Raw genomic sequence first — 22322 nt, 5'->3', positions numbered from 1 at the left:
CCACGATAGATGTGGAGTTAAAGGTTCTTGATCTTTTAAAATCATGCATTCTCGACCTTTATACTGTCATTTTCAACCAAAATAACTTCCGCGTTGCTGATTGGATATAAATTTAATTGGCTGCCATATTCCTCAATGATGCTCTCCACCGCTTTTTTAAACGGGATGTTCGTATGGTGGGGGACTGGATAGAATTCAATTATCCCGAGCGCAATAAAGGAATCCAAAGCAGGCGCCTCCTCCACATTGTCCATAAGTCGGGCATATTCGATATTCGGTGATAAAATCATCGAACCTGCCGATTCGCCTATATATAACTTCCCTGCATTAACTTCATCAGCAATGATTTTGTCAGCCCCGGTTCTTCTCAACTCTTGAAGTAAATAAAATGTGTTGCCTCCGGTAATATAAATATAGTCATTTTCTCTAATTTTACTCTCTATTTCGTTCAATGTTGCTGTGCCGATTTCGATTTCATCCACGACTAATCCTAAATTCTCTAATGCTTTTTTCCCTGAATCCACATAAAACTTAACTTTCTCTGGAATACTTGCGGTTGGGATGAAGGTGACTTTTTTTCCTTCTAAGTTTTCCCCAGCGAAATGGACTAAGCATGGTGCAACATCCTTAAATGAGGACGACAGAAATAATTTTTTCATCTCTTTATTCTCCTTAGAACAGCGTTTAATAAAACGAGATATGCAACACTTTAATCTAGGTACATTATAAAATATATTAGTATCAAAACATGACACCATTAGAGCATGACATGAAAAAGAAGTGAAAGTTTAATTTCATACTTGATTTAAGCTATTTATAGCTTGAATCTAATAAAACCATATAAAAAAAGGAGACATTACCATTGAATAATATCTCCTTTTTTCAGCTTCATATTCCGTTTTGCAACAATAAATGACTTCATATCTCCGCCGCATGAGGCAATGCTGTTCGCCTTTAGCTAACCCCCGTCGATTGAGGTTGCCGTACAGTAAACTTTCCCGAGCAAAGGTTCGACCTGGCACCCGTAAAAAAGACTCCAACCGCATAGCGATATTTCGCCGATACGTAGGAGTCCTGATGTTGTATTGGTAAATCTTAAAGGATTGATGGTTACGGCGCGGGAGTCTCCGCGTTTATTCCCACTCAATCGTTGCTGGTGGTTTGGAGGTGATATCATACACGATGCGATTCACGTTATCCACTTCGTTTACGATACGTACCGAAATTTTCTCCAGCACATCCCAAGGGATACGTGCCCAGTCGGCGGTCATACCGTCGATGGAGGTTACTGCACGAATACCTACAGTGTAAGAATACGTACGAGCATCGCCCATAACGCCAACACTCTTCATATTCGGCAAAGCGGTGAAGTATTGCCAGATTTCCCGGTCCAGACCGGCTTTAGCAATCTCCTCGCGCAAAATGTAATCCGACTCACGAACAATGGTTAGCTTGTCCTCTGTCACTTCACCCAGCACACGAATGGCAAGACCCGGACCTGGGAACGGCTGACGCCATACAATCTCAGGTGGCAGTCCGCATTCTTCGCCGACTTTACGCACTTCGTCCTTGAACAGGGCATTCAACGGCTCGATCAGCTTGAACTTCATGTTCTCCGGCAAACCACCCACATTATGATGGGATTTAATGGTCTGTGCCGTTGCTGTTCCGCTCTCTACAATATCCGTATACAGTGTACCTTGTGCCAGGAAAGTAAAATCGTCGAATTGAGAAGATTCTTCCTCGAACACATAGATAAACTCGTTACCGATGATTTTACGTTTTTGTTCCGGATCATCAACTCCTGCCAGCTTGGACAAGAAGCGCTCACGTGCGTCAATTTTGACAACTTTCATATCAAATTTACCAACGAACGTCTCCATTACACTTTCGGCTTCACCTTTGCGCAGCAATCCATGGTCAATGAACATACACGTCAGTTGGTCACCGATCGCTTTGTGAATAAGCATCGCTACAACAGAAGAATCCACGCCACCGCTTAAGGCACACAATACTTTCTTGTCGCCAACCTGTTGACGAATCTCACGAATTTGATCTTCAATGAACGATTCCATGGTCCAGTTGCCTTCACAACCGCACACTTCATAAAGGAAGTTGCTGATCATCTCGTTACCTTGAACGGAATGACGTACCTCTGGATGGAATTGCACCGCATACAGATTCCGCTCCAGGTTACTCATCGCGGCAATCGGCGCACTCTCTGTTCCTGCATCTAGTGTAAATCCGGTTGGCAGATCTGTAACGTGATCCCCATGGCTCATCCATACGGTTTGACGAGAATCCAGTCCTTTAGCCAAGCGGGCATCCTGATTGAATTGCACGTCTGCTTTGCCATACTCACGCTTGCCCGCACGTTCTACCTTACCATCCAGTTGGTGAGCCATCAGTTGCATGCCATAGCAAATACCAAAGATAGGGATGCCAAGATCATAAATTGCCCGATCCACCTGAGGAGCATTGTCTGTATATACGCTGGAAGGTCCGCCTGAGAAAACAATCCCTTTTGGCGCCAGCTCTCTCAGCTTCTCCGCAGGCGTATTGTATGGAAGGAGCTCGCTATATACACCGAGATCCCGAATTCTTCTTGCGATTAACTGGTTGTATTGTCCTCCAAAATCGAGAACTACAACGATTTCATTAGGCTTATTCATTACCGTGCCTCCCTCAATTGTTCGTTTCATTATACGCAACGATAAAACAAGACGTCAAGAAATCAACCGGAGTTGAGTGGGCATGAAAAGATTGTTAAAATGAATTGATTCTAAAATACTCAATCTGTTCGTAGGAGTGTAAACGATGGATGTGCTGAAGTGGATCGCGCAATTGTTCGAAGAATACGGCTACGGCGTCCTTTTTTTCGGCTTGCTGCTTGAGTTTATTGCTTTACCTTTTCCCGGGGAAACCACAATGGCTTATGCGGGATATCTTTCCTATGCCGGTACCCTGGATTACGGTAAACTGGTGCTACTAGCTTTCTTGGGCACAACCATCGGTATGACTATTACCTACTTTATCGGAAAGTGGGCTGGACTCCCCTTTATTCAGAAATATGGTAAATGGGTTTTGTTATCGCCGGACAAGCTTCAGAAAACACAAAAATGGTTTCAACGATATGGATACTGGCTTATTTTCCTTGGATATTTCATCCCCGGTGTCAGGCATTTTACCGGTTATTTTGCCGGGATTATTGCTCTTTCTTTCCGTAAATTTGTCTTGTATGCTTACAGCGGCGCTTTATTCTGGGTCATTCTCTTTCTAAGCATCGGCAAGCTGTTTGGTCCCCAATGGGATGTCATTTTCCATTTGGTAGAGCTGTATGCACTGCGAATTGCGGGAGTCGTTGGGTTCATGATCCTGCTGTATATTATTTACCGGTGGAGAAACTTCCTGTTTAGCTCGCTACGCAAATCCGAAAAATCAGTGAAAACCAGCAACAAGGATGACACGGAGTAGTCAAACTCCTGCTGCCTTACGACTACGGGTCCTTGCATAATACATTGAAATCACGATAGATATCACCACAAACCCTGCGCCTCCACCCAAGCCCAACATACGCGGCTCCATCATTTCAATCGCCACCCCTGCTCCAAACATAGACAGTCCGATGATACCTTGGCTCCACGCCGTCAGCATGCCCAGCATGACCACAATGGACCCTGTAAATACAATGGGGTCTCCCGCATTAATAATGTATCCAGACAAATGCCCCCCTACCCCGCTAGCAACCAGACCCGCGCCCAAAGCGGCTTAAAACACTCCAATTCCGGCATCGTCCAGCCTGAAATCCTGCACTGCATATAATTAGTTGTTTATCTAATTTATAAAAATCACTCTATAAACCGTCAAGGCATAAATTCATATATTCAGAACATACTAAGCCAACAAACTCCAATATCGGAGGATTTTACGTATGCCAAATCAGAATAAAAGTTGTCCAGTTACTCATGTGTCCTCTAACTTGAGGGATAATGTAAACCATATTGAAAGCTCCTTTGGAAACAGCGGAGATTTAATCATTAAAGAGCTATTATGGATGCAAAAATGGCCAGCGGCTTTGTTTTATATCAATGGTCTGATTAACACTCAATTACTCCATGATTCCGTTCTGCGTTCATTAATGCGGGAAAACGAACATCATGTACCAGAGGGCGCGGAACCATTCGACTATTTAAAGGATCAAGTATTGATTGCTGGTAACTCAGGTAGTTTGGAGGAAATGGATATTACTGGTGTTTACTGTACTATCGGGAATAGAGGCTTTTAGTCGCGTTAGTGAGATGCTGTTATCTGTATATGTATTCATTTTCTGTGGCAACGGCTTGATCATTCCACTTCTATTATGGGGTGTTTATCTCTGCAAGCAAAAGTGGAAGCAGCGGCAAAATATATCTAAAAATTAACAAAAACCTTTTGAAACCGATACGCCTGAAAGCACGATCCGGTTTCAAAAGGTTTTCTTTGGTTCTTCACTTACGCCATATCCTGAATGTATGCCAGCGCAGCATCAATATGTCCTTTTACTCTTAAACCACGCCATTCATGAACTAAAATTCCATTTTCATCAATAAGGAACGTAGACCGAACAATACCCATGTACTGCTTGCCGTACATCTGTTTTTGCTGCCATACACCATACGTCTCAGCCACGTGATGCTCTTCATCAGATAACAACTGAAAAGGGAGTCCATACTTTGCAATAAACTTGTCATGCTGCTTGAGTGGATCTGGGCTTATCCCCAGAATCACCGTGTTCAAGCCTTCAAACTCCGTATGTTTATCCCGAAAATCACAAGCCTGGGTCGAGCAACTAGAGGTCAAATCCTTGGGATAGAAATACAACAATACCCTACTGCCTCGATAATCAGACAGCTTGACACGCTTTCCCTCACTCCCAGGCAATTCAAAATCCGGTGCCGGTTGTCCAATAATGGTAGATGTCGTGGACATCTCATCATCTCCTATCTTGTGGGAGTTCTTATGTGATCCGCCCTATGAGCCTGCCCCTCTGTAACGGCGAACTCCCCAGTTCCATGCCAGTAAACCCAAAGTCAGAAAGACAATTCCCATCACAGGAGTTAAGAGCGCCATATGGCGCATGTCCTCTCGGTGAAGGAACAGGGAGGCTGGATATACGCCAACAAAAGCAAAAGGCAGTATCCAAGTCAGCACAACCTGAATAGCACGGTTATAGATCGTTACTGGATAACGTCCGTAGCCCTGAATATTGTACATGAGCGGGATAATTCCTGTAGGCGCATCCGAAAAGAATGAAAGAGATGTCAATATGGTGTATATGCCCGTATAGATCGCCACGGCACTTAGGCTCAAAACGATCAGCGCTGGTACGAACCACCACTCCATAGCCAAATCCATCTGTGCCCCGCTGATTCCCATAATAATCAGACCGATCACTGAGCCCACCAGCGCAGGCGGATCCACATTTTCAAGGAAAATCTGGAACAGATTATACGCGGGACGGGTCATTACCCGGTCGAGTTCACCTTTCACGATGTAACGCTCGCTAAAGTTCCAAAGATTTACAAAACAACTGAATAGTCCGTATGGAACCATGAAAAATCCATAAACGAACACTACTTCATTTTCACTCCAGCCGCCCAAACTGTCTGTATGCATAAAAATAACCAGGATAAAAATAAGATTTGTGGCCTGAAACAGCAGGTCTGAAATCACTTCTACCCAAAAGTCGGCCCGATAGGTGAGCCGTGACTTCATGTAATTTTTTAAATATTCGCTAATGAGACCCAAATAGTACATCATCGGCTTACCCTCCCTGCACGAACAGACGTCTGCGCGCCAGTCGCCAAATGATGATCATCGGCACGAGCAGAACGACCAGCCAAATGATTTGGATACCCAGTACATTCCAGATGCCAACGCCTTTTACACGTCCCGTAAATACAGAGCCCGGCAAATAGGTAATCGCCTGAAACGGCATCCATTGGGCGATCGTCGCCAGCCAGCCTGGAAACAAACTGATTGGCAAAATCAACCCAGAAAACAGATCTACAACTACGCGCTTCATACGCATCATGCCCTCATTATTTTCGATAAAAAAGGCCGTTAACCCCGTAATAATATTGATCTGAGTGTTGATCATAAAGCTAAAAAACAGCATGACCAGAAAACCAACCCAGGCTACCGGATCCGTGGGAAGCTTTACCGGAAATAGCAGCATCGCAATCGCCATGCCTGGAATCATAAACAGCAGAAAACGGAACATTCCCTCGCCGAGTCCTTGCATAAATTTAACAAGTACATAGTTATAAGGTCGGATCATCTGAATTGCAATGCTTCCATCACGTATATCCGTCGAGATTTCACGATCCAGATTGTTAAAATAAAAGGCTCTCGCCATCCACGATACTGCTACATACGTCGTCATCTGAGCAGCGGTAAAACCTCCAATGCTACCCGCATCGCCATATATCGCTTTGTATGTGAAATAATATACGCCAATATTCATGCAATAAATAAGGATTCCTGAATAATAGTTCACACGATACGCAAGCATCGTGAGAAATCGGATACGAATAAAATCGGTGTATACGCTAAGCATGAACTTTGGCCTCCACTATCGGATTGCCCTGGCGTTCAGCCGAACCAGACTGATAGATACTGCGGACGATATCATCCGTGTTGGTTTCAATGATTTTGATATCCGTAATATCCGTGCGACCGACTACGCAAGCGAGAACATCCGATACATTAATATGAAGAGGAATCCATACTTTGGCAGCCAAATCATTATCCATCGTCCAAGCCAGTGGCATATCAGCAGTCCATGCCTGTAATTGTTCCAACTGGGTCGATGTGCCGAACTGGAACCGCACTTCTCGACCTGTCCCCCAACGCGCCTTCAGATCCTCCAGACCACCATCATAAATGATATTTCCATCATCCAGCATAATGACGCGCGAGCACAGCGCTTCAATATCCTGCAAATCATGGGTTGTCAGCAAAATAGTCGTACCATAATCCCGATTCATGTCCTTTAGAAACTCGCGGATTTCGGACTTTACCATAATATCGAGCCCAATGGTCGGCTCGTCCAGAAAAACAATGGACGGATTGTGCAGCAAGGCTGCTACTAACTCACAGCGCATCCGTTGCCCGAGACTAAGCTTGCGTACCGGGCGGCTTAGCAGATCCTGCAATTGCAGTCTCTCTACCAGCTCATCCAGCCTGCGTTTGAAGTCCGTGGCCGGAACCTGATATACTTTCCGCAGTAGTTGAAAAGACTCGATCACACCGATGTCCCACCAAAGCTGGCTGCGCTGACCGAAAACAACACCAATGTTGCCTACAAATTTCTCGCGTTCCTCATAGGGGACATAGCCGCCCACCTTGAGATGTCCCGATGTCGGCACGAGAATGCCTGTCAGCATCTTAATCGTGGTGGACTTTCCGGCGCCGTTCTCACCGATATAACCGCATATTTCTCCTTGCGGAATACGGAAGGATATATCTTTGACCGCGGCTACCTCGTTGTATTCGCGGGCGAATAAATCAAGGAAGGCACCTTTTAAGCCCTCGCGATTTTTTTGAACCTTAAATGTTTTGCGCAGATCCTGCACATCAATTGCCAGCATGTTATACCTCTCAATCAGGATTTGTAAAATCCATAGTTAAATTGATTGTGCTCCAAAAAGAAATTATAATGTAATGAACTGAAAAGCGAAAGGGAGAGCATCCATGACAAGCAGAACCAAAAGGACGATATGGTCGGTTCTAGCCGTGGTAATCGTCGCGATTGTCGGCTTTGCCGTGTACTATTTTACATCCATTTATAATCAGCTGGATAATCTGCATAAAGAGGGCGCTAACTCCCCCTTCAAAAATGTAAAGCAGGTCGATCAGGTTCGTACGCCAGAACCGCCCAAGTGGGAAGGTACCGATATGGTTAACATTTTGCTGATGGGTGTCGATGGGCGCGGTATCCAGAAAGGGGAAGTTCCCCGATCAGACAGCATGATGGTCGTATCGCTGGACCCCGTTAAGAAAAAAATCCACCTGTTCTCTATTTTGCGTGATACGTACGTGGATATTCCCGGCTATGGAAAAAATCGAATTAACACCGCCATTACTCACGGACCCAACACAGCCATGAAGACGGCTGGCGATCTGTTAGGCATCCCGGTGCAATATTATGTGTACACGGATTTCCAGGGCTTTATCAAACTGGTGGATGCCGTAGGCGGGATTGATTTTGAAGTGGAAAAGGATATGCATTATACAAGTAATGCGGATAAACATCAGTACGATATTGATTTGAAAAAGGGCATGCAGCATCTAGATGGCAACACGGCGCTTCAATATGTGCGGTTCCGCCACGATGCAATGTCCGACTTCTCCCGATCAGGACGGCAACGCGCATTTTTGGAGGCAATAGCCCAGAAAATGCAGACCACGACTTCCATCGCTAACTTGCCAAATATTTTAGAGCAGGTTAACCCGTTCATTGACACGAATCTCAGTGTTAACGATATGTGGAAGCTGGCAAATGTGGGGTACCAAAGCAACTTTGCAGGCAGCGAACAGGTTCCACCGATGAAGATGCTCGGAGAAGAGAATGTGGGCGGCGCGGCAGTTCTTACTGTCCGCGATCCGGAAGAACTGAAAACGTATGTGCAGGATATATTTAATAATCCACCCGCACAAACACAGGAACAAAACAAGGATCAGAACGAAACGAAACAGCCAGACAGTGCATCGTCTACCAAGAAGGATAAAGCTTCTTTTACAGGGGGCAGTAAAACCAGTAATGAGGATGCTTCCACACAATCAACAACAAAGACAGGACAAAAAGAGCTATAATGATGTATGCAGGGGCAGCCGTGAACGCTGCCCTTTGGCGTGTGTATACCCTATTTTAATGAACGGAAAGGAAGTTTTTGATGATGAAACGGGAAAACTCCGAAGCACTATATAAAGAAGCCCTGGAGCATATTGTCGGGGGCGTTAACAGCCCTTCACGCTCCTTTAAAGCTGTGGGCGGCGGCGCTCCAGTATTCATGAAACGCGCTAAAGGTGCTCATTTCTGGGATGAGGATGATAATCGGTATATCGACTATTTGGCGGCTTATGGCCCTATTATTACTGGACATGCCCATCCCCATATTACTAAGGCTATCAGCGAAGCGGCCGCGAACGGCGTATTATACGGAACCTCAACGGTATTGGAAATCAAACTGGCCAAGATGCTGAAGGAAGCAATTCCTTCTATGGACAAGGTCCGGTTTGTGAATTCTGGCACAGAAGCGGTTATGACAACGATTCGTGTTGCACGGGCCTATACGAAACGGAACAAGATCATCAAATTTGCCGGCTGCTACCACGGTCACTCGGATCTGGTACTTGTTGCCGCAGGCTCCGGCCCTTCCACGCTAGGCATACCTGACAGTGCAGGCATTACGACCAACATTGCGAGCGAGGTTATTACCGTACCATTCAATGATCTCGACGCGTTACGCCAAGCCTTGGAGCGTTGGAGCGACGATGTGGCGGCAGTCATGGTCGAGCCCATTGTCGGTAATTTTGGCATGGTCATGCCGCAACCCGGTTATTTGGAAGGGTTGTGCTCCATGGCGCGTGCGAACGGCTCACTCGTCATTTATGACGAGGTCATTACCGCATTCCGATTCCACTTCGGTTCCACCCAAACGTATGCAGGTTTGGACAACCATGATGCGATTCAGCCAGATTTGACCGCGCTGGGCAAAATCATGGGCGGTGGTCTGCCGATTGGTGCCTACGGCGGCAGCAAGCACATCATGGAGCAGGTTGCCCCACTCGGCCCAGCTTATCAGGCGGGTACGATGGCGGGCAACCCAGCGTCCATCTCGTCAGGCATCGCCTGCCTTGAAGTCCTTCAAGGGGAAGGCGTGTATGAAGAGATGGAACGTCTGGCTGTGAGGCTGACGGACGGTATCCAGTCCTCTGCCGAACGCTACGGCGTGCCATTGACGATCAACCGTATTCGTGGAGCGTTCTCGACGCATTTCTGTGATCATCCGATCACGAATTACGCGCAGGCGCAGGATACGGATAGCGAAGCGTTTGCATCCTTCTTCCGTCACATGCTGGATCGCGGTATTCATCTGGCACCATCCAAGTACGAAGCCTGGTTCCTCACAACAGCGCATACGGACGAAGATGTGGATGCTACGCTGGAAGCGGCGGACGATTCGTTCCGGGCGATGTCACAAGGTAAGTAAACTAAGCAGTAAGTGATAGAATATGAATAGGATAAGAGCTGGAAGTAGTCTTAGGGATGGGTATCCGACCTCTGGGGCTTCGTTCCGGCTTTTTTTCATTTCACAACTGTACCCGTACAGTTGCAGGTATTATGGATTGTATCAGGTTATGCCCTCCGGGTATATTGAGAGAACCACAGGTTAAGGTCATTATTACGGAGGTTTATTATGAACAGTCGTTCCAGAAATGGAGCCGCCTATCTGGCAGCTCTCAGCTATGCAGCTATACTTGGATTTTCATTTTTATTTGTAAAATTGACAGTCACAGAGGCAAGCCCGCTGGATGTGATTGCCCACCGCTTTGCGCTGTCATTTATCGCTTTGACCATTCCCGTGTTGCTCGGTTGGATTAAGATCAACATCAAGATGCGTGACATTCTGCGCATTTTACCACTGGCGCTGCTCTCGCCATTAGTGTATTTTCCACTGCAAGCCTTCGGGCTGATGAGCACTTCTTCATCGGAAGGTGGAATTATCCAAGCAACCGTTCCCATCTTTACGCTGCTGTTAGCTTCCTATTTTATTAAAGAGCGTACAACGGTAGTCCAGAAGATTTCCTTACTGCTCTCTGTCTTTGGCGTGGTTTTTATATTTGTGATGAAAAGTGGGGCACCGCTAGCATCCAGTAGCTATGGTGGTATTCTTCTGCTCGTGCTCTCTGCGATATGCCTATCCGGCTATAACGTACTGGCACGTCCATTAACACAAAAGTACAACCCAATGGAATTGACCTACGTTACCTCTATTTTGGGATGTATCGTTTTTAACGTGGTGGCACTGGGATATCATGCCATAGACGGCTCCATGAGCGCCTATACCGCTCCACTGGTGAAGCCTGGTTATTGGATGGCACTGGCTTATCTAGGCATTCTGTCTACCCTCGTCACCTCGCTGTTATCGAGCTTTGCCTTGAAGTGGATCGAAGCTTCCAAAATGAGTGTGATCGGCAATTTATCCACCCTCATTTCCATGATTGCCGGTGCTTACATTTTGAAGGAGCAGCTCGCCTACTATCACATTATTGGGGCTGTGATGATCATTATCGGCGTGTTGGGTACCAATTTCGGAGGACGAAAAAACTTCACGCCAATCAAAACAACTTCGGCAAAATCACAAAAAACGGGCTAAAAATAGACACTCATTTGCCTGCAAAAAAAGAAATCTCCAGGCTGCGCAATTCCAGCCGAGAGATTTCTTTTTTCATTTCTTAGTCTTCGTCGCATTAGATAGGGTACGCCATGACACTCATTAACGCCAATTCCGGCTGTGTCGTGTCCAATCTGCTATATTGTACGATTATGGGCACATCGCTAGTGACCGTAATTGCGTAAGGAATACCTACCGGAATCTGCTCGCCGGATTTCTCCAACGAGGCTGTTCGGATATGACGGGTTCGTCTTCCTTCCACCACCTCGATCAATCCCTCCAATGGCTCGCGGTCTTCAAAATAGATGTCCATACTCAGATTTGCCACACGGCTCCCACAATTCAGCACGCATATACTCTCATGACTGAGCAGCTCACCCCGGCTTTCCGGTGGAATATACCCATCGGGGATGACCCAGAATAGGCTACCTCGCGGCTGATTAGCCACCTTATTCTGAGAAAGTTCAGCATTTCCCATACTATTGGCCTCCTTTACTCATAATACTTTTTGGCGCTTATCCCCCTTCTTCTAGCCGTACGGATTCTCCTTGGTACGCAACAGTTGAGCCAGAAAAGCAAGCGCCAATCCCTGACCCCATCCCTGAATGCGTTTGTATGGAACGTTTCGATAGCCGTCAATATCGTTCATCACAGCAGTTCCCGCGGATACACCCGTTACTGTGCCGTCGTCCTTAATGCGGGAAAGAATACCTTCGATCGCCTTTTGGGTGTATTTGTTAAACAATCTTCCTTGCATAAGCAAGGCGGTCGCAATTCCTGCCGAGCCCGAGGTTTCCAGATAAGAGGTATCATCGTTCAGCACCGTATGCCACAGCCCTTCTGGGGATTGCAGCCGCACCAGTGCATTGAGCTGGTCACGCAGCGAGCCGTCGATGATCATATAAGATGGATGCTGCACCTCCACAAGTTTCAGCGCTTTTGCCATCGTGAGGGCTGCCCATGAATTGCCGCGCGCCCAATATATTCCTGACATCCGGCTTTGATTCGCATGATCCCATCCGTGATAATACAGATTCGTATCCGGGTCCTGCAAAAATTCTTCATGCCCGTGATATTGACGAATTCCATCCTCCCAATACTCCTTGTTGCCTAACAGATGACCAATACGCAGCAAATAATAACCGGCCATAAACATCGTATCCACCCATGCTTGCTGCGGAAATACATCATGAAGTGAATTCACCGTATGCTGGAAAATGCCGTCGGCAAACCGCTCCGCTTTTTTGGCCAAAAATTCTGCCATCTCGATGGCAATATCAAGGTATTTTTGCTCACCTGTGGCCTGATAAAGCGTCAACAAACAGTGCCCGACAGAAACGCCGTTCACCGAGAGAGACGGAAGCCCATCCTCGATATTTTCGTCTACCCATTCTTTTAGCTTGGTCAGATACTTTTCGTTCCCTGTCGCTTCATACGCTTCGCATACTCCGTAAAAGGCTACTCCGCCCGGCCAATCCCAGCTGTAGTGCATTTGAAAGGTGCGTTCTACTACCCGGTCGATCACCTGCTTAACTTGTTCTTCATCAAAAATCAATGCAGGCATTTCCACGTCTCCCCCTTTGGTAAGTTTCACGTGAGTTACCTCCTTGACGCCCGTACATGAAAAGGTCGTCCTTCAACGTAAATACATGCGCAGCGGTTGCAAATCCAGTTCCTTCACAGCATCCACCACCATGTCTGCAATACGAACCGCGCCATTCTCATGAAAATGCGTGTTATCCTCTAAGCCGCCGGAAAAGTTCATGTATTCACCAGGCAGCAACCACATAAAAAGCTCTTTACTCTCTTCGGGACCCAGCTGCTCATATAACTCCTGCGTGCGGGCAGACAAATCAATCAGCGGTACATTCGCTTCTTCCGCCAGCTCACGAACCGCTGTTACATAGTCACCATGTGTGTCAGATAGCGTACCATCCTCGCTAAAATAGCGACGATGTACGGGCGTGACCAGTACCGGGGTTGCCCCATGGCTTCTTGCGCCGTCGATATAGAGGCGAAGATGCTCCTTGTAGGTTGTAAAAGGCTCTGTAGCCCGCTCCGGATCAGGCTTCTGATCATTATGACCGAACTGGATGAACAGGAAATCTCCTGCCTTTATTTCGCCCAAAATGACACCCAGCCGTCCTTCGTCCACGAAGCTTTTGGAGCTTCGTCCCGATACGGCATGATTATCCACACAGACATCATGCTTGAACAGGGCGGGCAAAGCCTGACCCCAGCCTGTATACGGATAACCGGATGCGTCCTGATCCGTAACCGTGGAATCTCCGGCTAGGAATAGCCGGAGATTCTGTGGCGCTGGCGCAATCTCCAGCGCATTGAGCCGTGGCGCGGTGCCTGACACGGTGAGGCGCAGTTTGCCACCCCGGACAGGCACCGCAAACAGTGCTTCGGTGAACTGCCCTGGCAGCGTGTGCACTGGGGGAAGCATGTGCTTGCCTTCACCAGCCTTGAGTCGCGTGAGCGTTTCCGCCTGCGAATCGCCGACCAGTATAGTGACAAGATACAGCCCGTCTGGCACATCTACAACAAATGCAGCGTTTAGTGGAATACAAAAGCTGCTTCGCAGCCGCGTGCGTGCATCCTTGGCTGCACTCTGCCTTTTCCGACCGTACACATGCTCCGTAGTCTCAAAGCCATAGCCCTGTTCAGTTGTATATAAGCAATCCGAAGACACTCCCTTGTAGCCATCCGCAGGCTCCCCCGGACCAAAATCAAACTTCCACAATTTACTCACCTCTCAGCCATCGCCCTCAAATCCCGTCCATTCAATCGCGCAAACCCGGATGCCTTCCATTTCCACTCGTAAGCTTCATAACTCACGCTATGGATTTTGGATCTTACCCCTTCAAACCACTCGTACTCATTCCTTCTACAATTTGCTTCTGGAATGCGAAGAATACAGCGATAACTGGAAGCAGGCTTAGGATAGACATCGCGAACATTCCTCCCCAGTTGGAAGCCGACTCGCTGTCGAGGAACATCTTGAGTGCAATAGATACGGTATATTTCTCTGGCGAATTCAGATACAGTACCGGACCAAGCAAATCCTCCCACTTCCAGTAGAAAGAGAAGATTGCCGCTGTAGCCAACGACGATTTAAGTAAGGGTAAAATAATTCTGAAATACAGCCGGAACTTGCCGCATCCGTCAATCGTCGCCGCCTCATCCAACTCTGCTGGAATCGTCCGTATAAACTGCACCATCAGAAAGATGAAGAACGGCATCCCGAAGAAGGAGGGTACCACTAACGGTAAGATCGTATTGATCCAACCGAGCTTGGTGAAAATAATATATTGCGGTACCAGTACCACATCCCCTGGTAGCATAAGCGTCACCATCATCAAAGCAAACCACAAGTTACGCCCTTTGAATTTCAAGCGTGCGAAGCCAAATGCGATCAACGAGGAGGAAAGCACAGCTCCAATCGTTGAAATCACCACGATCGTGAGCGAGTTCAGAATGTACGTGCCAAAGTTGTAGCCAGTCGTCCCTTTCCAACCTGTTACATAGTTTTGCCAGATCCATTCTGTAGGGAAAAGCGAGGATGCCGTGACGAATATCGTCCGACTTTCTTTAAACGAGCTGAACAGCATCCAAAAAACGGGATACAGCATCAGGAGCGCCAGTGCAGCAACCAGTATGTGATAAATTGGCCATTTGACCGTTTTCCATGCCATCAGTATCAGCGCCCCTTTTCCGTTTCATAAAATACCCAGTATCTGGAGGTTATAAATAAAATCGCTGTCAGTATCCCAATCATAATGAGCATGACCCAAGCCATGGCTGCCGCATATCCCATGTTGCTGAACATAAACGCCTGCCGGAACAGATACAGTGAATGCAGCATCGTTCCATCCATCGGGCCTCCTTCGCCCTTAGAAATAACATAAGCCGGGACGAAGGTCATAAAGGCGCTGATCGTCTGCATAATCAGATTAAATAGAATAATGGGGCTAAGCAACGGCAGCGTAATACTGAAAAATTTTCGTACTGGCTTAGCACCATCTACACTGGACGCCTCGTACAATTCAACAGGAATGTTCTTCAAACCTGCCAGAAAAATTAGCATGGAGGAGCCAAATTGCCATACGGACAGGGTGATCAGCATCGTAAGCGAAGCATCCGGATCACCAAACCATTTCACCGGGGTCGCCCCTAGAGTCGAAAGCAGGCTGTTCACTATGCCGTTATTACTGAAAATGTTCCGCCACATAATCGATACCGCAACGCTACCTCCGATAATGGATGGCAGATAGTACATCGTCCGATAGGTGCCGACCATGCGCGATTTGGTATTCAAAATCATAGCCACAAACAGCGCGAAAATCAGTCGCAACGGTACACCGACCAATACATACGTAAACGTGACCCTGATCGAATTCCAGTATTTCGGGTCGCCTGTGAACATCTTTTCGAAGTTACCCAGACCAATCCATTTGGGCGGGGTGAACAGGTTGTAGGTGGTAAAGGACAGATACAGCGAAATAAACATTGGAATTAACGTAAACGCCAGAAAGCCCACAATAAAAGGGCTGATAAACGCATATCCGGTCATATTGGCTTTCAAGCTCTGATGATTTCGCAAGCTCATCAAGCCTCCCTTCTGTTGCATTTAAAGAATTAGTAAAACTTTATGATGTCAATAATTCGTTGTTATGAGAATAATATCGTGATGTCTGCAAAGGGTGCTTATGCAGTTGCTTCGTCGAATCAACCGTGCGCAATCATGTTTTGGACTACGCACGGTTAACTTAACGAAATGTTCCTTCGATCCTATCGATTCTTATGCTAAAACGTTGTCAGATATCCTAAAGGTCTCATTACGCTTATTATTGCTTGTTATTCGCAAGGATGGTATTCGCATCAGCCCGGAATTTGGTCGCTGCGTCTTCAGCCGTCATCTGTCCGAAATTGACCTGCTCAATATAATCGGTCAGAGTCGCAATCACTTCCGGCGATCCGACTGGTGGCGGCGGGCTCATTGGAGAAGCCTTCGGCTCCATGGAAGCTACAAATTCAAACACCTGCTTCGTAGGCTCGCTCAACTCTGGTGCAACAGCTTCCTTGATTTTGGCGGAAATCGGCACGCCCCGTTCGCCTTTAATCAATTTATTCGCTTCTACATCGTTCATCCAGAAATCAATAAACTTTGCGGCCTCATCCTTCACCTGTGAACGGGAAGCAACCGTCCAGTACATCGTAGGCTGCATATATACGCCTTTTTCCATATTCGGCCCAAACATCGGAGCCAGTGCCATTGGGCGGTTAACGACCTGCTGTAAGCCCACATACTGATTGGACCACTGCCAAATACCGATGCCTGTTCCTTTTACGATATCGGATTCCTCAAGAATCCCCTTGGTCTGGTTCATGATTTCAGGAGGCGGGGTCGCTCCCTTCTTAATCAGATCAGCCAATCCGCTGAAGAAGTCAACAAACAGCTTATCGTCGTCATACCCCAATCCTGTTCCTTCCGCATTGTAGAGAGTCTTTCCTTGAGTACGCAAATAGTAGTGGAAGAAAATATCGGCAGCCATCGAGCTGTCAAAGTATACTTTATTGGAACCAGCCTTTAAAGCCATTTCTTTGTATTGATCCCATGTCCAGTTGTCAGGAATTTTGTCTATACCCGCCTTCTTGAGCAACGCCGGATCATACTGGAAACCCAGAACATTAACACCGGTTGGGATACCATATTGCTTTCCAGCAATTACGCCGGTTTTGAGTACATTTTCTGTCACATCAGCAACCTGAATTTTTTGATTCAAGTAGGGCGCGAGATCCTCCAGTTGACCATTTTTTGCATATTGGCTAATGTACGAAATGTCCATTTGCACGATATCCGGCAACTGATTAGCCGCAGCCTGCGGAGCGAGTTTTTTCCAATAGTCATCAAAAGAGGCATATTCCACATCAATCGTTACATTTGGATTTTTCTGCTTATACAAATCAACGACCTTTTGCGTGTATTCATGACGCGTATCCGATCCCCACCAAGCGATACGTAACTTTACTTTCCCGTCTGCACTTGTGCCCGAATTGCCGCCGCCGTCCGCTCCGCTACATGCCGTCGTCAAAACGAGCAGCATAGCTATGATCAGAAACCATCCCTTTTTGCTCACCTATCTCTCCCCTTTTCGCTGTTCTAGAAAGGAGCCAAATTACGAGTGACAACGCACTTTCGCAACTTTGATAGCGTTTACATTAGCTCCTGTTGTTATTTTCCCAAAAGCCGAGAAACATTGGAATACACAAATCAGGTTTCCTGGGTTTAAAAAACAGTGGGACTCCATACGCTCATCCCCGTTCATGTGATTTAATGTACTCGGAAGGCGTCATACCCGCCCACTTTTTGAACACCTGGCTAAAATATTGTGCGTTCCCACCGAAGCCGAACCATTCCGCCAGCTCAAACACCTTCACGTCTCCTGTCTCCCGAATATGCTCAGCCGCACGTTCGATCCGATAACGATTGACGTAGTGTGAGAAGTTTTCGCCCGTCACCTTTTTGAATATCTTCCCTAAGTAGTCGGAATTCATATACAGCATTTGACCTGCCACTCCGTTCAGCGACAGATCCGATTTTCTGTAGTTTTGCTCAATAATAGTGATCATTTTATCAACGGTGGAAGATTGGCGATACACATTACTTTTATAATAGATTGCGGTCATTCGTTCGGCAGCTTCTTGTACAAAAGATTTGAGACATGCCAGCGTTTTTTGCTCTGCCAGCACCACCATTCGGCTCGTAAACGCCGCACGCTCTTCTTCGGGGCATATACGGATCATAGCGGCATAGAGCTGAAGCACATAGGAGCGGGTCACGGAAATTTCCAGCTTCATACGGGACAGAATACCGAACAACCGATCCACTTCCTGTGCAACCTCCACCGTATTTCCAGCCTTGATCAGCAGACCGAACTTCTCCTCGTCCAGCTCCAAATCTGCCATCTCCCGGGTATCCTCAGCCGCTAAATCCTCCTTCGTAATCAGACTGCCTTCCCCGGTGTAAAACCGGTGATTCATACAATGCAGTGTCTCCCGATACATCCCCCGTGAATGCTGCATACTATCCGACTCACTAACTGCGACCGTTACCTCCAGCTTGTAAAAGCGATGAAATGTCGCACGTACCGCTTCAATCTGTTTCATAAACCGTGACGTGTCATCCTCACTTTCCAGCACGATGAGCAATTGCCCCTGCATGGTCGTACTGAGCAAGACATCATCCATCAAATCTGCCGCTATATTTTGCAATGCAAACAAATGCTCCGGCTCATGTGATTCCTCCACCCGCAGCAGCAGCATTCGAACCTGCTTATCTTGCAATTCAAGTCCGAATAACCGCTCATAAAAAGCGATATCGCGGCTACCGTAAGTTTTATAGGAAATAAACTCCTTCAAAAAGTGTTCCTTCACATGAGGCAGCATACGCTGAAAATCTAGCTTCATCCGGTTTACAAACTGCTTGCGTTCTTCCTGCTCCTCCCGCTCCTGCCCCAACTCGGTCAGAGCCTCATGAATTTGCCGCTCATTGCATGGCTTCAACAAGTAGTGCTTCACCCCGTATTGCATGGCCCGACAGGCATAGTCGAAATCTTTGTAACCAGACAACAGAATGAAACGGACGTCTGGAAAATGCTCCGTCGTTTTGGCAACCAGTCCGATACCGTCTAGTCCAGGCATAGAGATGTCGCTAATCACAAAATCAGGCGGGCTGGCCTGAATCTGATCATAAGCCTCAATCCCGTTACGTGCCGTACCAACCAATTTCGTTCCCGCTTTACCCCAATCAACCACCTGCGATATGCCTTCCAAAATCATACGCTCATCATCAACCAGTAGCACCTTGTACACGACCCTGATCCCCTTTCACATATGGAATACAGACATGAATCGACGTTCCTGTTCCTGACTCGCTATGCAGTTCTATCCCCCAAGGTGTACCAAATGTCAGGTTAATCCGTTCCTGAATATTCGTAAGTCCAATGCCCTGCCCACGAGTCGTGACCTGCCCGCTCCGCAGTTTTTCCAAGAAATCCGGCGTCATTCCCGGTCCGTCATCTTCAACTCGCAGAAATAGAGCCCCCTCGCTTTCTCTCGCAATAATAGCAATCCGACAGGGTTCAATTCGCGGCTCCAACGCATAATGGATGGCATTCTCCACCAAAGGCTGAAGCGTTAGCTTCGGAATTTGCGCATCCATCAGTTCTTCCGGGACATCCAGATGGAAAACGAGACGCTCATCAAAACGTGTTGTTTGGATCGTTACGTAGCTCCTTACAATATCCAGTTCTTTTCGAAGCGGAATCAGTTGCTCTTCAAAACTGACCGCACTACGCAATAGAAAAGCAAGTGCTTCCACCATCTCTGAAATCCGATCCTGCTTGTTGGCCTTGGCGAGCCAGTTCACGGATTCCAGCGTGTTGTATAAAAAATGTGGATTAATCTGTGCTTGTAGTGCCTTTAGCTCTGTTTCCCTCAGTAATAGCTGCTTGGCAACATTTTCATTAATGAGCTCACGAATGCGGCGAATCATTTTCTTATATGTCCGATGTAGCAAGCCTACCTCGTCCTGTGTGGAAAGGGGGACCGCGCCAAGTGCTTCTTCTTCCAAACGGTCGAGATCGCCTTTTTCTATTTTACGCATGTTCTGGATTAGTTGAACGATCGGTTTGGTAATGCTGCCTGACAACCTAGCTCCCAGTGCCAATGCAATAAGTAGCATAATGACAAAAATAGCGCTTACAACTTCTTTAATGATCGTAATGCTGCGAAACATATCATCGAAGGGGGTCATATGCAAATACGTCCAACCCGTATAAGAGGATTTGATTTGAGCAGCGAAAAAGGTTCCTCCTGAGTAGGTCGCAATCCCGTAAGGCTGCTTCCGACCAAGCTCGGCCTGAATATCACTCTCACTCAATAGTGGTGTTTCGGGATAAATCATCCGCCTTCCATCTGTAATCATCAGTTGTCCGTCACGGCCGGAGGTTTGCACGCGGTCCGCTACAATCCGGTCAATTCGCACACGAATCGCAAGCGTTCCGAGCCCATTCAGCGTAAAATTGGAATCGGTAAAGGATTTGAACTGCCGAGCTGCCAGCAAGGAGGAATGGCCTGCCGCATACCATGCATTGGAACCGTCATGTTCGTCTGCCAGCTCCGACAGGGTGGATCGAAGTTCTTGGGGAATACCTTCGCGGTTGCCTGCACTCATGACCTGTCCCTCTTTATCGATCACTATCATAGAATAGACATAGGTCTCAGAGCCGGCAAAGGCGACGAGCCTATTCGTTATTTTTTTACGCAGCACCATTTTGGCATAAGGTGACGTTTCCTTTTCCAATTGCAGCAAATAACGTTGAAGCTGCTCGTCCGTTGTTACCTTGAAAGTAACTTTTTCCACATCCTTCAACTCATTTTCTATACCGATTGAAGAAATATTGAGTACTTCGGATGTTTTTTTGTACATTTGATTATCATAAATATGAAATACGTACTTAAGTATGACTGCAACTACTGCAAAATTAACCAGCATAAGCACCGTAATCAGTAGTACCATTTTATGATGGATTCCAGCATTTTTGTAAGCGCTTTTAAAGTAGGTAATCAGTGAATGTCGCCTCCTTTATAACATACAAAATACCCCATGCCTTGGTCATTCGGCAAGAGGTATTTGTATTTGCTTAGCGTTGATCGGATGGTTTCGATTTGTCCGCCTTGCTCATATATTCGTCGTATCGGTCATCAAGTTCACGTGCCATACTCCGGTATTTACGCGTCTCCTCAACAATGGGATCGATATGAGTCTGAACCCGCACCTCATATTTAGGGCTGAGCCGTTCCCGCTTTTTGGCCTCATTCTCACGAATTTCGCCTTCCGTCAGCAGTTCACTGAGCTGGCGTTCCAATTCTTCGGATTGGCTCATCGCGATTTCCTCCTTCAGGATGATGGTCTACGTAGAATTATAACCCGGTTGCGTCTGCTTCTTTCAGCACTTGAATAAGTTGAGAATGAATAGCTGTATTCGTAGCTGCAATATGCCGTACACTCAGGTCATAAGGTCTGCCCAATGTATCGGTGATGGTACCGCCTGATTCCTGTACCAGCAAAGCGCCCGCTGCTACATCCCACGCATTCAAACCAATTTCGCAATAAGCCGACAGCCGTCCTGACGCTACATAAGCCAGATGCAATGCTGCCGATCCCAGCGCCCGAATGCCACGTACTTGAGGTGTAAGAACCTGCGTAATTTTCATATTTAGCGGTTGTGCATACGTACGGTCCGGTGGGAAGCCGATGCAGACCAGACTATCTCCCAGTGTTTCTTCTCTCGATGCTTGCATGCGATTGCCATGTACATACGCGCCTTTTCCTTTTTCCGCTACAAACATTTCATCACGGGACGGATCATAAATGACCCCGACAATCACCTCTCCACGATGGGCCAAGGCAATAGACACACTGTAATACGGCAGACTGTGTACAAAATTGGTAGTGCCATCTACCGGATCAATAATCCATAAATATTCCTCTTCACGGGCAGCCTCTAATGCACGAGCCGAAGCTTCGGCTCCCGGCTCTACACTCTCTTCACCCAAAATGGCATGATCGGGAAAATGGGTCAGAATCAGTCTGCGAATCATCTGCTCTGCACCTTTATCTACCTCGGTCACTAGATCCGTAGGAGACTGTTTGGTATTCAAATGTTCAACAGTTCCCAGTCTGCTCTTAATCCATTCCCCGGCTTTGGATGCCGCGTTAATAGCCACGGCAGTATAGCTTTTTCCTGATACGATATAGGGAACCTTTTCGTTTTCATGTTCGTTCAACGTGTTCACTCTACTTTCTAT

At 47.0% G+C, this 22322-nt stretch carries 22 protein-coding genes; 5 read left to right on the top strand and 17 right to left on the bottom strand.

All coding sequences use genetic code 11. The features are described from left to right. Positions 1-41: 41 nt before the first annotated feature. Both NSQ58_RS17700 and guaA read right to left on the bottom strand, forming a co-directional pair. Positions 42-659, bottom strand: a complete 618-nt coding sequence (locus NSQ58_RS17700) for a Type 1 glutamine amidotransferase-like domain-containing protein (RefSeq protein ID WP_076295349.1) — start codon at positions 657-659, stop codon at positions 42-44. Between the two features lie 474 nt (positions 660-1133). Further along, positions 1134-2672 carry a glutamine-hydrolyzing GMP synthase gene (gene guaA / locus NSQ58_RS17695; RefSeq protein WP_023987031.1) on the bottom strand — a complete coding sequence of 513 codons (1539 nt, stop codon included), beginning with the start codon at positions 2670-2672 and terminating at the stop codon, positions 1134-1136. A gap of 145 nt (positions 2673-2817) precedes the next feature. Between guaA and NSQ58_RS17690 the strand changes: the two genes are divergently transcribed. Continuing rightward, positions 2818-3474, top strand: a complete 657-nt coding sequence (locus NSQ58_RS17690) for a DedA family protein (RefSeq protein WP_341057943.1) — start codon at positions 2818-2820, stop codon at positions 3472-3474. Here the strand turns inward: NSQ58_RS17690 and NSQ58_RS17685 are convergent, their stop codons facing one another. After that, complete coding sequence (locus NSQ58_RS17685; RefSeq protein WP_028540993.1) at positions 3475-3723, bottom strand: hypothetical protein; 249 nt, start codon at positions 3721-3723, stop codon at positions 3475-3477. 208 nt (positions 3724-3931) lie between these two features. Here NSQ58_RS17685 and NSQ58_RS17680 point away from each other — a divergent pair, with 208 nt between their 5' ends. Then, positions 3932-4285, top strand: a complete 354-nt coding sequence (locus NSQ58_RS17680; protein ID WP_068939403.1) for a spore germination protein — start codon at positions 3932-3934, stop codon at positions 4283-4285. A gap of 206 nt (positions 4286-4491) precedes the next feature. Here the strand turns inward: NSQ58_RS17680 and bcp are convergent, their stop codons facing one another. Genes bcp through NSQ58_RS17660 form a run of 4 tightly spaced genes read right to left on the bottom strand, consistent with a single transcriptional unit; the run spans position 4492 to position 7631 of the window. Next, positions 4492-4968 (bottom strand): thioredoxin-dependent thiol peroxidase, encoded by a 477-nt coding sequence (gene bcp / locus NSQ58_RS17675; protein ID WP_341057942.1) that lies wholly within the window; start codon positions 4966-4968, stop codon positions 4492-4494. 42 nt (positions 4969-5010) lie between these two features. Then, positions 5011-5799 carry an ABC transporter permease gene (locus NSQ58_RS17670; RefSeq protein ID WP_341057941.1) on the bottom strand — a complete coding sequence of 263 codons (789 nt, stop codon included), beginning with the start codon at positions 5797-5799 and terminating at the stop codon, positions 5011-5013. A gap of 4 nt (positions 5800-5803) precedes the next feature. Continuing rightward, positions 5804-6598, bottom strand: a complete 795-nt coding sequence (locus NSQ58_RS17665; RefSeq protein WP_053324641.1) for an ABC transporter permease — start codon at positions 6596-6598, stop codon at positions 5804-5806. Then, positions 6591-7631: an ABC transporter ATP-binding protein gene (locus NSQ58_RS17660; protein ID WP_023987023.1), complete on the bottom strand. Its 1041-nt coding sequence runs from the start codon at positions 7629-7631 to the stop codon at positions 6591-6593. Before NSQ58_RS17660 ends, NSQ58_RS17665 begins: the two co-directional genes overlap by 8 nt. Before the next feature lie 103 nt (positions 7632-7734). Between NSQ58_RS17660 and NSQ58_RS17655 the strand changes: the two genes are divergently transcribed. The 3 genes from NSQ58_RS17655 (at position 7735) to NSQ58_RS17645 (ending at position 11423) form a co-directional block, all read left to right on the top strand. Continuing rightward, positions 7735-8856, top strand: a complete 1122-nt coding sequence (locus NSQ58_RS17655; protein WP_023987022.1) for an LCP family protein — start codon at positions 7735-7737, stop codon at positions 8854-8856. A gap of 83 nt (positions 8857-8939) precedes the next feature. Next, entirely contained in the window at positions 8940-10256 is a 1317-nt protein-coding gene (locus tag NSQ58_RS17650) for a glutamate-1-semialdehyde 2,1-aminomutase (RefSeq protein ID WP_305954146.1), read from the top strand. A 207-nt stretch (positions 10257-10463) separates the two neighbouring features. Next, positions 10464-11423: a DMT family transporter gene (locus tag NSQ58_RS17645; protein WP_023987020.1), complete on the top strand. Its 960-nt coding sequence runs from the start codon at positions 10464-10466 to the stop codon at positions 11421-11423. A gap of 94 nt (positions 11424-11517) precedes the next feature. Here the strand turns inward: NSQ58_RS17645 and NSQ58_RS17640 are convergent, their stop codons facing one another. From NSQ58_RS17640 to NSQ58_RS17595, 10 genes are all read right to left on the bottom strand, one after another. Then, complete coding sequence (locus tag NSQ58_RS17640) at positions 11518-11919, bottom strand: sensory rhodopsin transducer (RefSeq protein ID WP_341057940.1); 402 nt, start codon at positions 11917-11919, stop codon at positions 11518-11520. Positions 11920-11970: 51 nt separating this feature from the next. After that, complete coding sequence (locus NSQ58_RS17635; protein WP_023987018.1) at positions 11971-13005, bottom strand: glycoside hydrolase family 88/105 protein; 1035 nt, start codon at positions 13003-13005, stop codon at positions 11971-11973. Positions 13006-13077: 72 nt separating this feature from the next. Beyond that, positions 13078-14190, bottom strand: a complete 1113-nt coding sequence (locus tag NSQ58_RS17630) for a rhamnogalacturonan acetylesterase (protein WP_341058532.1) — start codon at positions 14188-14190, stop codon at positions 13078-13080. A 112-nt stretch (positions 14191-14302) separates the two neighbouring features. After that, entirely contained in the window at positions 14303-15142 is an 840-nt protein-coding gene (locus NSQ58_RS17625) for a carbohydrate ABC transporter permease (protein WP_023987016.1), read from the bottom strand. A 5-nt stretch (positions 15143-15147) separates the two neighbouring features. Continuing rightward, positions 15148-16056: a carbohydrate ABC transporter permease gene (locus tag NSQ58_RS17620; RefSeq protein ID WP_023987015.1), complete on the bottom strand. Its 909-nt coding sequence runs from the start codon at positions 16054-16056 to the stop codon at positions 15148-15150. A gap of 238 nt (positions 16057-16294) precedes the next feature. Then, complete coding sequence (locus tag NSQ58_RS17615) at positions 16295-17587, bottom strand: ABC transporter substrate-binding protein (RefSeq protein WP_341057938.1); 1293 nt, start codon at positions 17585-17587, stop codon at positions 16295-16297. 175 nt (positions 17588-17762) lie between these two features. After that, positions 17763-19322: a response regulator transcription factor gene (locus NSQ58_RS17610; RefSeq protein ID WP_076160626.1), complete on the bottom strand. Its 1560-nt coding sequence runs from the start codon at positions 19320-19322 to the stop codon at positions 17763-17765. Beyond that, the gene (locus NSQ58_RS17605) at positions 19300-21030 is read right to left on the bottom strand and encodes a sensor histidine kinase (RefSeq protein WP_023987012.1); all 1731 of its coding nucleotides are present in this window, start codon (positions 21028-21030) and stop codon (positions 19300-19302) included. Before NSQ58_RS17605 ends, NSQ58_RS17610 begins: the two co-directional genes overlap by 23 nt. A gap of 124 nt (positions 21031-21154) precedes the next feature. After that, the gene (locus NSQ58_RS17600) at positions 21155-21397 is read right to left on the bottom strand and encodes a hypothetical protein (RefSeq protein ID WP_023987011.1); all 243 of its coding nucleotides are present in this window, start codon (positions 21395-21397) and stop codon (positions 21155-21157) included. A 37-nt stretch (positions 21398-21434) separates the two neighbouring features. Next, positions 21435-22301, bottom strand: a complete 867-nt coding sequence (locus NSQ58_RS17595; RefSeq protein WP_023987010.1) for an inositol monophosphatase family protein — start codon at positions 22299-22301, stop codon at positions 21435-21437. Positions 22302-22322 lie beyond the last annotated feature (21 nt).

It is taken from the genome of Paenibacillus sp. FSL M7-0134 (assembly GCF_038007865.1).
In the GTDB taxonomy this organism is placed as follows: domain Bacteria; phylum Bacillota; class Bacilli; order Paenibacillales; family Paenibacillaceae; genus Paenibacillus; species Paenibacillus polymyxa_B.
Note: the sequence above shows the minus strand (reverse complement) of the source record. Positions and strands in the feature narration are given on the sequence as shown.